General features: G+C 73.5%; 11 protein-coding genes. 6 read left to right on the top strand and 5 right to left on the bottom strand.

Annotation, left to right across the window (positions count from 1 at the left end; translation table 11 throughout):
• Positions 1 to 184 precede the first annotated feature (184 nt).
• From EF903_RS00240 to EF903_RS00225, 4 genes are read right to left on the bottom strand one after another with little or no spacing between them, the layout of a single operon-like run.
• Complete coding sequence (locus tag EF903_RS00240) at positions 185 to 904, bottom strand: ABC transporter permease (RefSeq protein ID WP_125540545.1); 720 nt, start codon at positions 902 to 904, stop codon at positions 185 to 187.
• Positions 905 to 918: 14 nt separating this feature from the next.
• Complete coding sequence (locus EF903_RS00235; RefSeq protein ID WP_125540544.1) at positions 919 to 1,830, bottom strand: ABC transporter ATP-binding protein; 912 nt, start codon at positions 1,828 to 1,830, stop codon at positions 919 to 921.
• On the bottom strand, positions 1,827 to 2,714 hold the full coding sequence (locus tag EF903_RS00230; protein WP_125540543.1) for an ABC transporter permease subunit: 888 nt from the start codon (positions 2,712 to 2,714) through the stop codon (positions 1,827 to 1,829). The genes EF903_RS00235 and EF903_RS00230 overlap by 4 nt, the downstream gene beginning before the upstream one ends.
• Entirely contained in the window at positions 2,704 to 3,675 is a 972-nt protein-coding gene (locus EF903_RS00225; RefSeq protein WP_125540542.1) for an ABC transporter ATP-binding protein, read from the bottom strand. Before EF903_RS00225 ends, EF903_RS00230 begins: the two co-directional genes overlap by 11 nt.
• Positions 3,676 to 3,891: 216 nt before the next feature.
• Between EF903_RS00225 and EF903_RS00220 the strand changes: the two genes are divergently transcribed.
• From EF903_RS00220 to EF903_RS00210, 3 genes are read left to right on the top strand one after another with little or no spacing between them, the layout of a single operon-like run.
• A complete protein-coding gene (locus EF903_RS00220) occupies positions 3,892 to 4,767 on the top strand; it encodes a M24 family metallopeptidase (protein ID WP_125540541.1) in 876 nt (291 codons plus the stop codon).
• Positions 4,764 to 6,569: an SDR family oxidoreductase gene (locus EF903_RS00215; protein WP_125540540.1), complete on the top strand. Its 1,806-nt coding sequence runs from the start codon at positions 4,764 to 4,766 to the stop codon at positions 6,567 to 6,569. Before EF903_RS00220 ends, EF903_RS00215 begins: the two co-directional genes overlap by 4 nt.
• A gap of 17 nt (positions 6,570 to 6,586) precedes the next feature.
• On the top strand, positions 6,587 to 7,519 hold the full coding sequence (locus EF903_RS00210) for a MerR family transcriptional regulator (RefSeq protein WP_125540569.1): 933 nt from the start codon (positions 6,587 to 6,589) through the stop codon (positions 7,517 to 7,519).
• 130 nt (positions 7,520 to 7,649) lie between these two features.
• Here the strand turns inward: EF903_RS00210 and EF903_RS00205 are convergent, their stop codons facing one another.
• The gene (locus EF903_RS00205; protein ID WP_125540539.1) at positions 7,650 to 8,405 is read right to left on the bottom strand and encodes an aquaporin; all 756 of its coding nucleotides are present in this window, start codon (positions 8,403 to 8,405) and stop codon (positions 7,650 to 7,652) included.
• A gap of 135 nt (positions 8,406 to 8,540) precedes the next feature.
• On the opposite strand from EF903_RS00205, the gene EF903_RS00200 reads away from it, so the two are divergent.
• From EF903_RS00200 to EF903_RS00190, 3 genes are all read left to right on the top strand, one after another.
• The gene (locus EF903_RS00200) at positions 8,541 to 9,089 is read left to right on the top strand and encodes an RNA 2'-phosphotransferase (protein WP_125540538.1); all 549 of its coding nucleotides are present in this window, start codon (positions 8,541 to 8,543) and stop codon (positions 9,087 to 9,089) included.
• A 115-nt stretch (positions 9,090 to 9,204) separates the two neighbouring features.
• On the top strand, positions 9,205 to 11,067 hold the full coding sequence (locus EF903_RS00195; protein WP_125540537.1) for an HSP90 family protein: 1,863 nt from the start codon (positions 9,205 to 9,207) through the stop codon (positions 11,065 to 11,067).
• Entirely contained in the window at positions 11,064 to 14,111 is a 3,048-nt protein-coding gene (locus EF903_RS00190) for a tetratricopeptide repeat protein (RefSeq protein WP_125540536.1), read from the top strand. The genes EF903_RS00195 and EF903_RS00190 overlap by 4 nt, the downstream gene beginning before the upstream one ends.

Raw genomic sequence — 14,111 nt, 5'->3', positions numbered from 1 at the left:
ACCTGACGGTGCGCTCGAAGTGGCCGCCCCGGACCTTTTGTTGCTCCCCGCACGGCTCACTCTGCCCGGGGCCGGTGTCCCGTACCAGTGATTTTCCGCCGCCTCGGCCAGACCCGGTCCCCGCCGCCTCCGCATCGTGTTTCACGTGAAACATGCGGTGCCCGCGGGGCCCGTACGCCGGTTGCTACTCCTCGCCGGCCAGGGTGAGCCGGCGCAGCTTCTGCCCCGCGTAGACGGTGGCGCCGACCGTGACGGCCACGAGGAGCGCGACCGCGGTGGGCAGGCCGACGGTCGCGTCGACGTAGCCCTCTCCGGCCACCTTCTCGGCCAGGGCCAGCGCCCACTGCTGGACGCTGAGGGTCTTGGCGCCCGAGACCAGGCTGCCGAACAGCGACTCCCAGATCAGGGCGTACACGAGGCCGAAGACGACCGCGTGCCGGCTGACCGTGCCCAGCAGCAGGAACAGCGCGCTGTAGGCGACGGAGGCGACCAGCGCGGCGATCGTGTAGGCGACCGCGATCTGCTGGCCGTTGTTGTTGAGGATGAAGCCGGCGATCAGCGTGGGGATGGCCGAGAAGGCCATCGTGACGGCGATCGCGACGATCAGCTTGGTCATGATGATCGTCGGCCGCTTCACGGGCTTCGAGAGCAGGTAGACGATCGAGCCGTCGTCGATCTCCGGTCCGATCGCGCCGGTGCCGGCGATCACGCCGATCAGGGGGACCATGGTGGCCAGGGCGAAGCCCCCCAGCAGGTCCGCCGCGATCTTGTCGTCGAGCCCGGTGAAGGCGCGGACGGCGCCGGCGATGACGATGAGCATGGCCGGGAGCGCGAAGAGGATCAACGCGCGGCGGCGGCCGAGGAGGGCCCGGTAGGTGAGCCGGGCCACGGTGGGGTTGTACATGGATGCCAGCTCCTTCAGGCCGCGACGAGGTAGGAGAAGACCGACTCGAGGGACTCGTCGGAGGGCGAGACCGTCAGGAGGCGGATGCCGTGGGCGCGGGCGACCTGCGGCAGGAGCTCGGTGAAGCGGCCGAAGTCGGAGGCCTGGATGCGCAGGGCCCCTTCCTGGACGTCCACCTCGATCCCCGAGGTGGAGGGATCCCCGATCAGGGCGGCGGCGAGGGCCCGGTCGTCGGAGGAGCGGACCAGGTAGCGGTGGGGGCGGTCCGTCATCAGGCGCCGGATCTTGCGGAAGTCGCCAGAGGCGGCGTGGCGTCCGGCGACGACCACCTCGATGTGGGAGGCGAGCTGCTCGACCTCCTCCAGGATGTGGGAGGAGAACAGGACGGTCCGGCCGTCGTCGCCCATGCGCCGCAGCAGGTCCATCAGCTGCATGCGCTGACGGGGGTCCATGCCGTTGAACGGCTCGTCGAGCAGCAGCACGGACGGCTCGTGGACGAGCGCCGAGGCCATCTTCACGCGCTGGCGCATGCCCTTGGAGTAGGTCGCGATCTTGCGGTCCTGGGCGTACTCCATTTCGACGGTGGCCAGCGCCCGCCGGGCAGCGGCGTCGTCGAGGCCGTGCAGCTCTGCGTTGGCGACGACGAACTCCCGGCCGGTGAGGAAGTCGTACATGGCCTCGCGCTCGGGCACGACGCCGATCTGCCGGTACACCTGCTCGTTGCCCCAGATCGGGGTGCCGTCGAGGGTGACGGCACCCGTGGAGGGGGCGAGGAAACCGCCCATCATGTTGATGAGGGTCGACTTGCCGGCGCCGTTCGGGCCGAGCAGGCCGGTGACGCCTGGGCCGATGCGCATCGTCACGTCGTTGACGGCGACGACGTTCCCGAACCAGCGGGAGGTGTGGTCGATGTCGATGGTGGTCACAGCCCGGCCTTCCGGTAGCGGGCCATCAGGGCGGCGTACGAGCCGGCGATGAGGGCCAGGATGACGAGCAGGTAGACGAAGCCGGCGCCCGTGGAGGGGCCCTCGCCGCTCGGGAAGGCGGAGGTCGCCCCGAGGAAGGCGGTCTGCATGCCGTCGATCAGGGTGATCGGGGAGAAGAGGCCCATCCACTCGATCGGGCCGGTGCTGCCCGCGCTGTAGGCGACGCCCTGGACCGCGGTCACCGCGCCGTACGGGATCAGCAGCATGGCGATGATGGCCGCGACGCCGAAGCCGCGGCGCGGTGTGAGTGCGGCCATGACCAGGCCGAGGCCGGCGAAGAGCACCGAGAGCAACAGCACGGAGACCAGTCCCTGGGCGAACCCCTTGGTCTGGTCCGCGAAGTCGAATTTGGCCAGCAGCGCACCGATCCACATGATCAGCAGCGGCGTGGCGGTGAGGATGAACAGGGCGGAGGCCATCGCCGCGTACTTCGCGACGACGTAGTCGACCCGCTCGATGGGACGCGAGAAGTACAGCGGCACCGTCTTGAAGCGGAGGTCGCGCGAGACGGACTGCGGTGCCTGCGAGGCGAGGAACAGGCCGATGACCATCTGGGTGGTCAGCGCGTACGTCGTGTACTTGATCGGCAGTTCGGTGGAGCCGGGCACCGCGATGGCGACGGCGACGATGATCAGCGCGGGGATGCACATCACCGCGAAGAGGATCATCGGGAGCACCTTGGACTTGGCCGAGCGGCCCAGTCCGTAGGCGCCCCGCAGCGACTGCGAGTACAGCGACTTGCGGGCGTACGAGCGGCCGAGCCGGGCGCCTTCGTACGACCGGTAGCCGATGTTGTGGATCTGGGTGGAGGTGTCAGGCGCCATCGGTACCGGCTCCCTTCCGCTGGTCGTTGTCGCGGAAGACCTCCGCGATGTGGTGCCGCCGCTGCTCCATGCGGACCAGGCCGAGGCCGAGGTCCGCGACGGTGTCGCGGATGGTGTCGTAGGTGCTCTCCCCGGTGGCCTCGACGAGGAGGATGTGGCCGGCGCCGGGCAGGCCCTGCTCCTCGCCCGCGTGCAGGGCCAGGCCCGCCTCGGTGAGCGCCTTGCGCAGGGCGGCGGTGCCGTCCGGGTGCGTGTCGGAGTCGGTCACCTCGACCGCGAGGGTCGCCGTGATCTGCGTGAAGTCGCTGGTGGAGCTGGAGCGCAGGAGCTTGCCGCCGTCGACGACGACCACGTGGTCGCAGGTCCGCTCCAGCTCGCCGAGCAGGTGCGAGGTGACCAGGACCGAGATGCCGAAGTCGGTGTGGACGCGGCGGATCAGGCCGAGCATCTCGTCCCGGCCGACCGGGTCGAGGCCGTTGGTCGGCTCGTCCAGAAGGACCAGCTGCGGGTCGTGGACCAGCGCCTGGGCCAGCTTGACGCGCTGCTTCATACCGGTGGAGTAGCCGCCGATGGGACGGTAGCGCTCCTCGTACAGCCCGACGTGCCGGAGCGTGTCGGCCGTCCTCTCGCGGGCGGCGGCCGGCGGGAGGCCGGACATGCGCGCCATGTGGACGACGAACTCGGTGGCGGAGACGTCGGGGGGCAGGCAGTCGTGCTCGGGCATGTAGCCGACACGCTCGCGGATGGCGCTGCCGTGCGTGGCGACGTCGAGTCCGAGTACGGCGGCGCGGCCCTCGGTGGCGGGGGACAGTCCCAGCAGGATCTTGATCAGCGTGGACTTGCCGGCTCCGTTGGCGCCCACCAGGCCGGTCACGCCCGGCCCGATGTCCACGGAGAGCCGGTCGATGGCGGTCACTCGGGGGTACCGCTTGCTCAGGCTTTCGGTCGCGATGACAGTCACGGCTCCGACGTTAGCGGCGGCGTCCGTGCCGGTCGTCAGACCTGGAGGGCGGTCCGGTGTCAGCCTTCAGGACTACGGACCCTGACGCGAGGCTGATGTGAACCGGACAAGTTTGTCCACAGGCGGCACGCCCGCCCCTTGACGCGGCCTTCGGGCATTGTCACATTCGTCAGTGGCAGTTACGGGCGGTACGGCTTCTGGGGACGGGCGGCTGGCATGGCTGGGGACACCGGGAAGGGCACCACCGCGGCACCGCGCACCGGGCGGCTCGCCGCCGACCTGCGCGGCTTCCGGGAGGTGCAGCGGCTCGCGTACGCCTGCGCGGAGGCGGTCGCCGCGCAGCTGCGGCCGGGCGTGACCGAGCGCGAGGCGGCGCGCATGCAGCGGGAGTGGCTGCGCGGGCACGGCGTGCGGGACTGGTTCCACCTGCCGTTCGCCTGGTTCGGGGACCGGACGGCCTTCGCGGGCTTCCGCGTGCCGCTGCAGTTCTTCCCGACGAACCGGGCACTCGAGCCGGGCATGCCCTTCATCCTCGACATGGCCCCGGTGTACCGCGGTTGTGCGGCGGACATCGGCTACTCCGGCAGCCTCGGCCTCAACCCCGTACAGGACCGCCTCCTGTCGGACCTGCGCGCGCACCGCGAGCTGATCCTGCGGCAGGTCCGCGAGCGCCGGTCGCTGCGCGAGATCTACGAGAACGTGGACCGGCTCATGGTGCGCCAGGGCTACGCGAACCGGCACCGCGCCTATCCCTTCGGTGTCATAGCCCACAAGGTCGACCGGGTGGCGGAGCGGCGCTGGTCGCCGACCGTGTTCGGATTCGGCACGCAGTCCCTCAAGGGTCTCGTCGCAGACGCGCTGCACGGGCATCGGGAGGGCTGGTCACCGCTCTGGAGCCCGTACCGGTTCTCCGACCACGCGCCGCAGCCCGGCATGTGGGCGGTGGAGCCCCACCTGGGCTTCAGGGGGACGGGCGCCAAGTTCGAGGAGATCCTCGTCGTCACGGACTCCCGCGACCCCGAGGAGAGTGCGTTCTGGCTGGACGACGATCTGCCGCACGTGCGGCGCTGGGCCGAGGAGGGGGCAGCATGAACGAGGCGGACGGGACGACCGGGGGGCGGCCGGCGGCACGGGGCCCGGCCGGCGCGCGCGAGCGGCGCGTCGCCACGGGCGGCGTCGAGCTGTGCGTGGTGGAGCTGGGCGAGCGGGACCGGCCGACGGTGGTGCTGGTCCACGGCTACCCGGACAGCAAGGAGGTCTGGTCCGAGGTGGCCGAGCGGCTGGCGGACCGCTTCCACGTCGTGCTGTACGACGTGCGCGGGCACGGCCGCTCGACGGCGCCGGTGCCGCTGCGCGGCGGATTCACCCTGGAGAAGCTCACCGACGACTTCCTGGCCGTGGCGGACGCGGTGAGTCCGGACCGGCCCGTCCACCTCGTCGGCCACGACTGGGGGTCGGTGCAGGGCTGGGAGTTCGTGACGACCGCCCGGACGGAGGGCCGGATCGCCTCCTTCACCTCCATGTCGGGCCCCTCCCTCGACCACTTCGGCCACTGGATCAAGGAGCGGCTGAGCCGGCCCACCCCGCGGCGGGCCGCACAGCTGCTCGGCCAAGGCGCAAAGTCCTGGTACGTCTACCTCCTGCACACGCCGCTGCTGCCGGAGCTCGCCTGGCGGGGCCCGCTCGGCAAGCGGTGGCCCGGGATCCTCCGGCGCATCGAGCAGGTCCCGGCCGGCTCGTACCCGACCCCTTCGCTCCCGTCGGACGCCGCCCACGGCGCCTGGCTGTACCGGGACAACGTCCGGGCGCGGATGCGCCACCCCCGCCCCGACGCGTACGCCCACGCGCCGGTGCAGCTGATCACGCCGACCGGAGACGCCTTCCTGTCCGAGCGGCTCTACGACGGGCTGGAGCGCTGGGCCCCGGACCTGGTGCGGCGCACCCTGCCCGCGAAGCACTGGGTGCCCCGCACCCGCCCCGACCAGCTGGCCGCGTGGATCGCCGACTTCGTCACCTCCCGGGAGGAGCCGGCCGCCCGTGCCCCGGAGCTCAAGGCGCCCGGCCGGTACGCCGACCGGTTCGCCGGCCGGCTCGTCCTCGTCACCGGGGCCGCCAGCGGCATCGGCCGGGCCACGGCGTACGCGTTCGCCGAGGCGGGCGCCCGCGTGGTCTGCGTCGACCGGGACGCCGAGGGTGCGGCGCGCACGGCAGAGATGGCGCGGCTCGTCGGCGCCGCGGGGGCGTGGGGCGAATGCGCCGACGTCGCCGACGAGGCGGCGATGGAGAAGCTCGCCGCGAAGACGGCCGCCGAGTACGGCGTCGTCGACGTGCTGGTCAACAACGCCGGGATCGGACTGTCGGGGACGTTCCTCGACACCACCGCCGAGGACTGGAAGAAGGTCCTCGACGTCAACCTGTGGGGCGTCATCCACGGCTGCCGGATCTTCGGCCGGCAGATGGCCGAGCGCGGCCAGGGAGGGCACATCGTGAACACCGCCTCCGCTGCCGCCTACCTGCCGTCCAAGTCGCTGCCCGCGTACAGCACCTCCAAGGCGGCGGTGCTGATGCTCTCGCAGTGCCTGCGGGCCGAACTCGCCTCCCAGTCCATCGGTGTCTCGGCGGTCTGCCCCGGAATCGTCAACACCGGCATCACCTCCACGGCCCGTTTCACCGGAGTGGACGGCGCCGAGGAGAAGCGGCGGCAGGAGCGCGCGGCGCGGCTGTACCGGCTGCGCAACTTCCCGCCGGAGAAGGTCGCCGACGCCATCCTGCGGGCCGTCGTGCACAACGAGGCGGTGGTGCCGGTGACGCCGGAGTCCAAGGGGGCGCTGTGGCTGTCGCGGTTCGCGCCCGGCGTGCTGCGGCGGCTCGCCCGGCTGGAGCCGCGCCTGTGACCGGGGCCGCGCCCGGGGTGTCCGAACAGGCGGCGGCCGAGTACCGGATCGAGGACCTGGCGCACCGCAGCGGGGCCACGGTCCGCACGATCCGGGCCTACCAGGACCGGGGCCTGCTGCCGAAGCCGCGGCGGCGCGGCCGGTCGAACGTCTACGGCGACGCCCACCTGGTGCGGCTGCGGCAGATCGCCGACCTCCTGGACCGCGGCTACACCCTGGCCTCCATCAAGGAGCTGCTCGAAGCGTGGGACGAGGGGCGCGGGCTCGGCGGGGTCCTGGGCCTGGTCGCCGAGGTGCAGGGGCCGTGGACGGACGAGGAGGCGGGCCGGGTCAGCCGGGCCGAGCTGGACGAGCGGTTCGGCGGCACCCCGGACGACGCGGCCGTCGCCGAGGCGTGCGACCTGGGCGTACTGGAGCGGATCCCCGGGCGCCCGGACGAGTTCCTCGTGCCCTCTCCGCAGGAGCTGGCGGTGGCCGCAGAGCTGTATGCGGCGGGAGTGCCGCTGCGGGCCATCGCGGGGCACCTGCGGGAGTTGCGCGGGCAGGTGGAGCACATCGCCTCTCGGTTCCTGGAGTTCACCACCGAGCACGTCTTCGCCCGCTACCTCGGACAGGTGCCGCCGACGGACGCGGACGCGGAGGAGGCCGCCGAAATGGTCCGGCGGCTGCGCCCGCTGGCACAGCAGACGGTGGACGCCGAGCTGGCGCGCGCGATGCGGCTGTTCGCGACCCGTCACCTGCGGCACCACCTCGGGGCGGCCGGGGGCGCGCAGCCTCCCGGGACGGCGGCCGTTGCGCTGCCCGCCGAGACCGTGCGGGCGGTGCAGGAGCTTGTGGGCGCCGAGCACGTGGCGGAGTTCGTCCGCGCCGCCGCCGAGCGGGAACTGCAGGCCCGGCGGATGAACGAGCTGGCACGCCGCGGAGCCAGCCGGGGGTCCGACACGGTGTGATCCACAGACCGCGGTAGTCCACAGGGCGGATCCCTCGTTTGCCGTCAAATCCCACCCAACCGGCTGTGGACAAGCCGGGTTTTCCTGTGGGCAAACCTGTGGACGAGACACCTTCCGGATGGCTTGCGCGTCAGCCCGCGATCCCGACCGCCCTGCCCGCCGGGGGCTCCGCCGCGCCGTCCGCCCGTACGGCCGCGCGCCCGCCGCGGCCTCCGTAGAGGAGGACGGCGAGGGCGATGCCGAGCGCTCCGCCGGCCAACTGCGCCGCCACGAAGCCGGGCAGCGACTGCGGGGCGATGCCCGTGAAGGAGTCGCTGAAGGCGCGCCCCACCGTGCCGGCGGGATTGGCGAACGAGCCGGAGGAGGTGAACCAGATCGCGCACGCGAGGTATGCCGCCACCGCCCCGGGAACGAGCCGCGGCCGCCCGGTGCGGTCCAAGCCCTGGATCACCAGGACCAGACCCGCGGTGGCGACGGCCTCGCCGACGAGGAGGTGGCCGCCGCCGCGGACCTGCGTGGCGAGGGCGCCGGGCACCCGGTCGAACATCGCCTCGGCGAGGACGGCCCCCGCAACGGCCCCCGCGGTCTGCGCGGCGGCGTAGGCGAGCGCCTCCCGGCCCGGCAGTCCAGTGCCGCCGCAGCGGCGCGCCCACCAGGAGGCAAGGCTGACGACGGGGTTGAGGTGGGCCCCGGAGAGCGGCCCGAAGAGGGTGACGGCCAGGCCGAGGCCGATGGCCGAGGCGAGCGAGTTGGCGGCCAGGGCGACGCCCGTGTCGTCGCTGAGGGCCGCCGCCTGGATGCCGGATCCGACGACCACCGCGAGGAGGCCCGCGGTGCCCGCGAACTCGGCGGCCGCGCGGCGCGGCAGGGAAGCGTGGATCGTCATGGGTCCTCCCCCGAAGCAGATGCGTAATGGAAAATATATTCCGCACAACGGAACAATGATGCGGGGGTGCCCCTGGGCCCCGAAGCGGGCCGAAATCCGGTGCGGAGCCCGACCGCGCCCCGGCAAGCTGGGCACATGGACGACAGACGCACCGTGAAGGTGTCCAAGTACATGTCGAAGCACCTGCGCCACCAGCCGGAGCGCATCGGACTGCACCTCGACCCGCAGGGCTGGGTCGAGATCGACGACCTGCTGGCCGCGGCCGCCGCCCACGGCTTCCCCGTCACGCGCGCCGAGCTCGACCACGTCGTCGCCGCCAACGACAAGCAGCGCTTCGCCGTCGACGGGACCCGCATCCGCGCCAACCAGGGCCACACCGTGCCCGTGGACCTGGCGCTCCCGGAGGCCGAGCCGCCGGCGCACCTCTACCACGGCACCGTCGCCGCGGCGCTGGACGCCATCCGCGCCGAGGGCCTGCGCCCGATGGCACGCCACCACGTGCACCTGTCCCCCGACCGGGAGACGGCCACCCGCGTCGGGGCACGCCGCGGCCGCCCGGTCGTCCTCGGCGTCGACGCGGCCGCGATGCGGGCCGCCGGGCACGTCTTCCGGATCAGCGCCAACGGCGTCTGGCTCGTGGACGCGGTGCCGCCGCGGTTCCTCCGCCTGCCGGGACCGCACTGAATTTCCCGGGAGATTGTCAGATCATCCCCCTAACCTGTTCCTCATTCCGGGATCCGTGAGGGGGGGCACCTCGCGATCACCGAACCACCCATGCACCAACGCGAGGTGACTTTCCATGACATCCGCATCCCCTGCCGCGCTCCCCGACGACCCCGGGTCCAACACCTTCCAGGTGGACCTGCGCGGCCTCGTCGACCTGCTCTCCCACCACCTCTACTCCAGCCCGCGCGTCTACGTCCGCGAGCTGCTGCAGAACGCGGTCGACGCCGTCACCGCAAGGCACGCGGTGGATCCGCAGGCCGCGGTCCGCATCCGCCTCGCCGCCTCCGGCGGACGCGTCACCATCGAGGACAGCGGCATCGGCCTGACCACCGACGAGGCGCACTCCCTCCTCGCCACCATCGGCCGCAGCTCCAAGCGCGGCGGCGAACACGGCCTGGAGACCGCCCGCCGCGAGTTCCTCGGCCAGTTCGGCATCGGCCTGCTCGCCTGCTTCGTCGTCGCCCGCCGGATCCGCGTCACCACCCGCTCCGCCCGCGACCCGCAGGCCGCCCCCGTCGAATGGCTCGCCGCCGACGACGGTACCTACACCGTCCGCGAACTCCCCCACGACGCACGCAGCGAGCCCGGGACCACCGTCGAGCTGGAGGCCCGCCCCGGCGCCGAGGAATGGGTGGCGCCCGCCAAGGTCGAGCAGCTCGCCCGCGACTACGGCTCCCTGCTGCCCTACGACATCATCTTCGACGACGGCACGGGCGGCGAGCCGCGGCCGGTCACCGACCGGCCCGCCGTCTGGGACCGCCCCTTCCCCACACCGGCCGCCCGGCGCGTCGCGCTCGCCGGCCACTGCTCCGGACTCTTCGGGTTCACCCCGCTCGACACCATCGACCTCGACCTGCCGCTCGCCGGAGTGCGCGGTGTCGCGTACGTCCTGCCCGAGCCGACCAGCCCGGCCCACCGCTCCGGCCACCGCGTCCACCTCAAGGGCATGCTGCTCACGGACCGGGCCGACAACCTGCTGCCCGACTGGGCGTTCTTCGTGCGCGCCGTCCTGGACACCGACACCCTCCGGCCGACCGCGTCGCGCGAGAACCTGTACGACGACGAGACCCTGGCCGCCGTCCGCGAGGCTCTGGGCGCCCGCATCCGCGCCTGGCTCGCCGAGCTCGCCGCGAGCGACCCGGAGCGCCTGGCCGCGTTCCTTGGCGTCCACCACCTCGGTGTGAAGTCCCTCGCCCGGCACGACCCCGAACTCCTCGGCCTGATGCTGCCGTGGCTGCCGTTCGAGACCAGCGCCGGATCGATGAGCCTCCAGGAGTTCACGGCCGCCCACCCCGAGATCCACTTCACGCGGTCCGTCGAGGAATTCCGCCAGATCGCCCCGATCGCAGCCGCCCACGGCCTCGGCGTCGTCAACGCCGGATACACCTACGACGCAGACCTGCTCGCCCTGCTGCCCGCCGTACGGCCGGACCTCAAGGTCGCCGAGCTCGACGCCGGAGCCGTCACCGAGCGGCTGGACCCCGTCCCGACCGCGGCCGAACTGGCCCTCGCCCCCTTCCTGTCCACCGCCCGCAGCCGCCTCCAGGCACAGGGATGCGACGTGGTGCTGCGCGCGTTCCAGCCCGTCTCCGTCCCCGCTCTGTACCTCGACGACCGGCAGGCCCGGCAGGAACGCGACCGCACCGCCGCCCTCGACAACGCCGACTCCCTGTGGACGGGCATCCTCGGCGCGCTGCGCGGGTCGGCGCCGCGGGCCCGCCTCGTCCTCAACCACAACAACCCGCTCATCCGGCGCATCGCCTCCCTGCCCGACGAAGGCCTCACCGGCACCGCCGTCGAATCGCTCTACGGGCAGGCGCTGCTGATGTCCCAGCGGCCGCTGCGCGCGGCCGACACCGCCCTGCTCAACCGGGCCTTCCTCGGGCTCCTGGAATGGGCCACCCACCCCGCCGACGCCCCGGAGGACCCGCAGTGACCACGATGACGCCCGACGAGGTGCGGCAGGCCCTCGCCGAGAACCGCAACGCCCCCAACGGGTCCGCCCGAAATGCCCACGCCGAGGCCCTGGCCGGCGCGGCCGAGGCCACCGGGGACAAGGCACTGTTCCGCGAGGCGCTGGACAACCTGATCACCTCCTACCTGCACAGCGCCGAATCCTCGAAGATGCTCGTCCCCTTCGCCCGGCTGCTCCAGGAGTACGACCAGGACCCCGGGTCCTTCGGCCAGTGGGACGTCCACACGCTGTTCTGGCAGTTCAAGTGGATCGGGACGGCCATCAGCGACTCCCCCGAGGTCCCCTTGGACTCCGCCGTCGCCTGGCTGGAGGAGATGGAGCGCCGCTACCGGCTCGCCGGCTACAGCGAACGGCCCGTCCGCGAGGCCGAGATGTGGCTCGCCCACGCCACCGGCGACGACGAGCGCGCCGACCGGGCGATGCGCGCCTGGCTCGCCGCCGAGCGGGACGCCATGAGCGACTGCCACGCCTGCGAGCTCAACAGCCAGGGCCAGTACGCCGCCCTGCGCGGCGACGACGCCCGCGCCCTGGAGCTGTGGCAGCCGGTCCTCACGGGCGGTCTGACCTGCGCGGAGGAACCGCACCGGGTACTGGCGGCCTCCCTGCTGCCCCTGCTGCGGCTCGGCCGCCTCGACGAGGCCCGCCGCAACCACATCCGCGGCTACCGGCTGGCGCGCGGCAACGAAAGCCTCCTCCCGTCGGTCGGCCGGCACATCGAGTTCTGCGCCCTCAGCGGCAACGAGTCCCGCGGCTTGGAGATCCTCGCCGAACACGCCGGGTACCTGGGCGCCCTCGCCAACGCCGACGACCAGCTCGACTTCCACGGCGGCGTGCTCGTCCTGCTGCGCCGGCTGGAGGAGCTGGGCCACGGCGGCAGCCCGGCCGTCCCCTACGGGGACGGCCCCCGCACGGTGTCCGCGCTGTACGCGCGCCTCCACGCGAGCTCCCTCGACATCGCCCGGCGCTTCGACGCCCGCAACCGAAGCCCCCGCACCTCGGAGCGCTTCCTGGCGCGAGTCGGCCGACAGCCGCTCGTGGGCGTACTGCCGCTCGGCGTCCGCAGCGCGCCGCTGCCGCAGGCCAAGGCGGAGGCGCCGCTCGCGGCCCCGTCCCGGCAGGCCGCCGGAACGGCGGAGGCGCCCGCACCGGCGGAGGGCTTCGCCGAGCTGGTGGAGCGGGCGCGCACGGCCCGAGACCAGGGCCACCCCTCCGCGGACGCACTCTGGGCCGAGGCCGCCGCCCGGGCCTCGACGCTGCCCGAAGACGCAGTGGACGCGCTGACGGCCGCCGACCTTGCCGACAGCCGCGCGCTCGCCGCCGCCCGCGCCGGCGCCCCGGACGCGACGGACCTGCTCGCCGCCGCCCGCGACGGCTACCGGGCCCTCGGGCAGGCGCAGCGCGCGGCGCTGGCGGAACTGCGGCTGGCCAGCGCAGCCGCACAGGACGGGGCTGCCCCCGAGCAGATCCGCACCCTCCTCGCGGCGGCGGCGGACGCCGCCGAGGCACTGGAGGGCAGCGAGCCGCTGCGCGGGCGCCGGATCGCCCTGGCGGAACTGGCCGCGCTCCGGCTGGAGCCCTACCTGCGCTCCCTGGAGGCACACCGCGGGGACGGCCGCCCCCCGGAGGACCACAGGCACGGCGCCGACGCCGCCGCGGAGCAGGCCGCCCGGCTCACGGACTTCGCCGCCGCCCACCGCGAGTCGCTGCCCGACCTCGCCGCGGAGGCGGAGGAGATGCTGGGCCGCATCGCCCTGTCGCAAGGCGATCCCGAGCGCGCCGCACCGCTGCTCGACGCGGCTGCCGCGCTGGCAGTGGCCGCGGGACGTCCCTGGCTGGCGGTCGACCCGCTCACGCTGCTCGCCGGTGTGCTGATGGCGCTGGGCCGCCCGCAGGAGGCCGAACAGGCGGCGCGTACCGGCCTGGAGCACGCGGCCGAGGTGACCGACGCGGAAACACAGGGCGCGATCCGCCTCACGCTCGCGGACATCCTGCTGCGCAGGGGCGACGCGGCCGCGGCCGAGGCGGCGGAGCACGCGCTGGCCGCGGCGCACTGGTTCGACCAGGCCGGACTGGCCGCCGGCGGCGGCGCGCAGGCCCGGTTCACCCTGGCCCGGGCCCACGCGGTGCAGGGGCACCACGTCGATGCGGCGGAGGTCCTGCGGTCGGCGCTCCCCGACCTCCTGGAGCACGGGGAGGGGCAGGCTGTGGGGGCCCGCGAGTTCCTGGGGGACCTGCTGGCGCAGCTGAACGAGCCGCAGGAGGCGGCGGAGCAGTATCTCCTCGCGGCGGAGACGGCCGAGCACTGGGAGGACCAGCGGCCCCACGCACACCTGGCGCACTCTGCAGCCGACCAGCTTGCCCGGACGGGCCTGCCGGAGGAGGCGGCCGCGGCCTTTGAACGCGCCCTGGAGCTGTACCGGAAGGCGGGCGGCGAGCCGGTCTCGGAGGCGCGGATCCTGCGGTCGCTGGCCTGGCAGGCCCTGCGGGAGGAGGTCACCGCCCCCGCGGTGGCGCAGGCCCGGTTCCGGATGGACCAGGCCGCCGGCGTCCTGCAGTCGGCGCTCGCCGGCGAGCCGGAGGCGCCGCACCTGCTGGCCGAGCTGGCCCAGACCTGGTACCAGCTGGCCCAGCTGGCCGACCGGCAGGTGGTCAGGTCCGAGGCGCTCGGCGACACCTACGGCGACGGCGGCGGGGAAGACGTCGGCGGCGGACCGCGGCCGGCCGGCCGGCTGGACGCGCAGGAGACCGCGGCCCTCAGGCGCGAGGAAATCGAGCTGTGCGGGCGTGCCGCCGCGGTCTACCGGACGCTGGGGCCGGACCACCTCGCCGACCGCCTCCAGTGCGAGCAGTACGCCGCCTGGACCGAGCAGGAGCTCGGGCTGGAGGAGGAGGGCGCGGCGCGGATCGCCGCGCTCGTCGCGGAGTTCAAGTCCCTTCCCGAGGGAGTCGTCGGCGACCTGCTGGAGCGAGCCGAGTACACGCTCGCCCAACTGTCCCAGAACTGA

Origin of the sequence: Streptomyces sp. WAC05292 (assembly GCF_003949955.1) — a bacterium.
Classification (GTDB): domain Bacteria; phylum Actinomycetota; class Actinomycetes; order Streptomycetales; family Streptomycetaceae; genus Streptomyces; species Streptomyces globosus.
The sequence above is the reverse complement of the archived record's forward strand: the minus strand, read 5'-3'. Positions and strand labels throughout refer to the sequence as shown.

Coding starts and splice junctions, on each gene's coding strand:
- EF903_RS00240 (WP_125540545.1), bottom strand. CDS start 904: ATGTACAACCCCACCGTGGCCCGGCTCACCTACCGGGCCCTCCTCGGC.
- EF903_RS00205 (WP_125540539.1), bottom strand. CDS start 8,405: ATGACGATCCACGCTTCCCTGCCGCGCCGCGCGGCCGCCGAGTTCGCG.
- EF903_RS00215 (WP_125540540.1), top strand. CDS start 4,764: ATGAACGAGGCGGACGGGACGACCGGGGGGCGGCCGGCGGCACGGGGC.
- EF903_RS00195 (WP_125540537.1), top strand. CDS start 9,205: ATGACATCCGCATCCCCTGCCGCGCTCCCCGACGACCCCGGGTCCAAC.
- EF903_RS00220 (WP_125540541.1), top strand. CDS start 3,892: ATGGCTGGGGACACCGGGAAGGGCACCACCGCGGCACCGCGCACCGGG.
- EF903_RS00200 (WP_125540538.1), top strand. CDS start 8,541: ATGGACGACAGACGCACCGTGAAGGTGTCCAAGTACATGTCGAAGCAC.
- EF903_RS00230 (WP_125540543.1), bottom strand. CDS start 2,714: ATGGCGCCTGACACCTCCACCCAGATCCACAACATCGGCTACCGGTCG.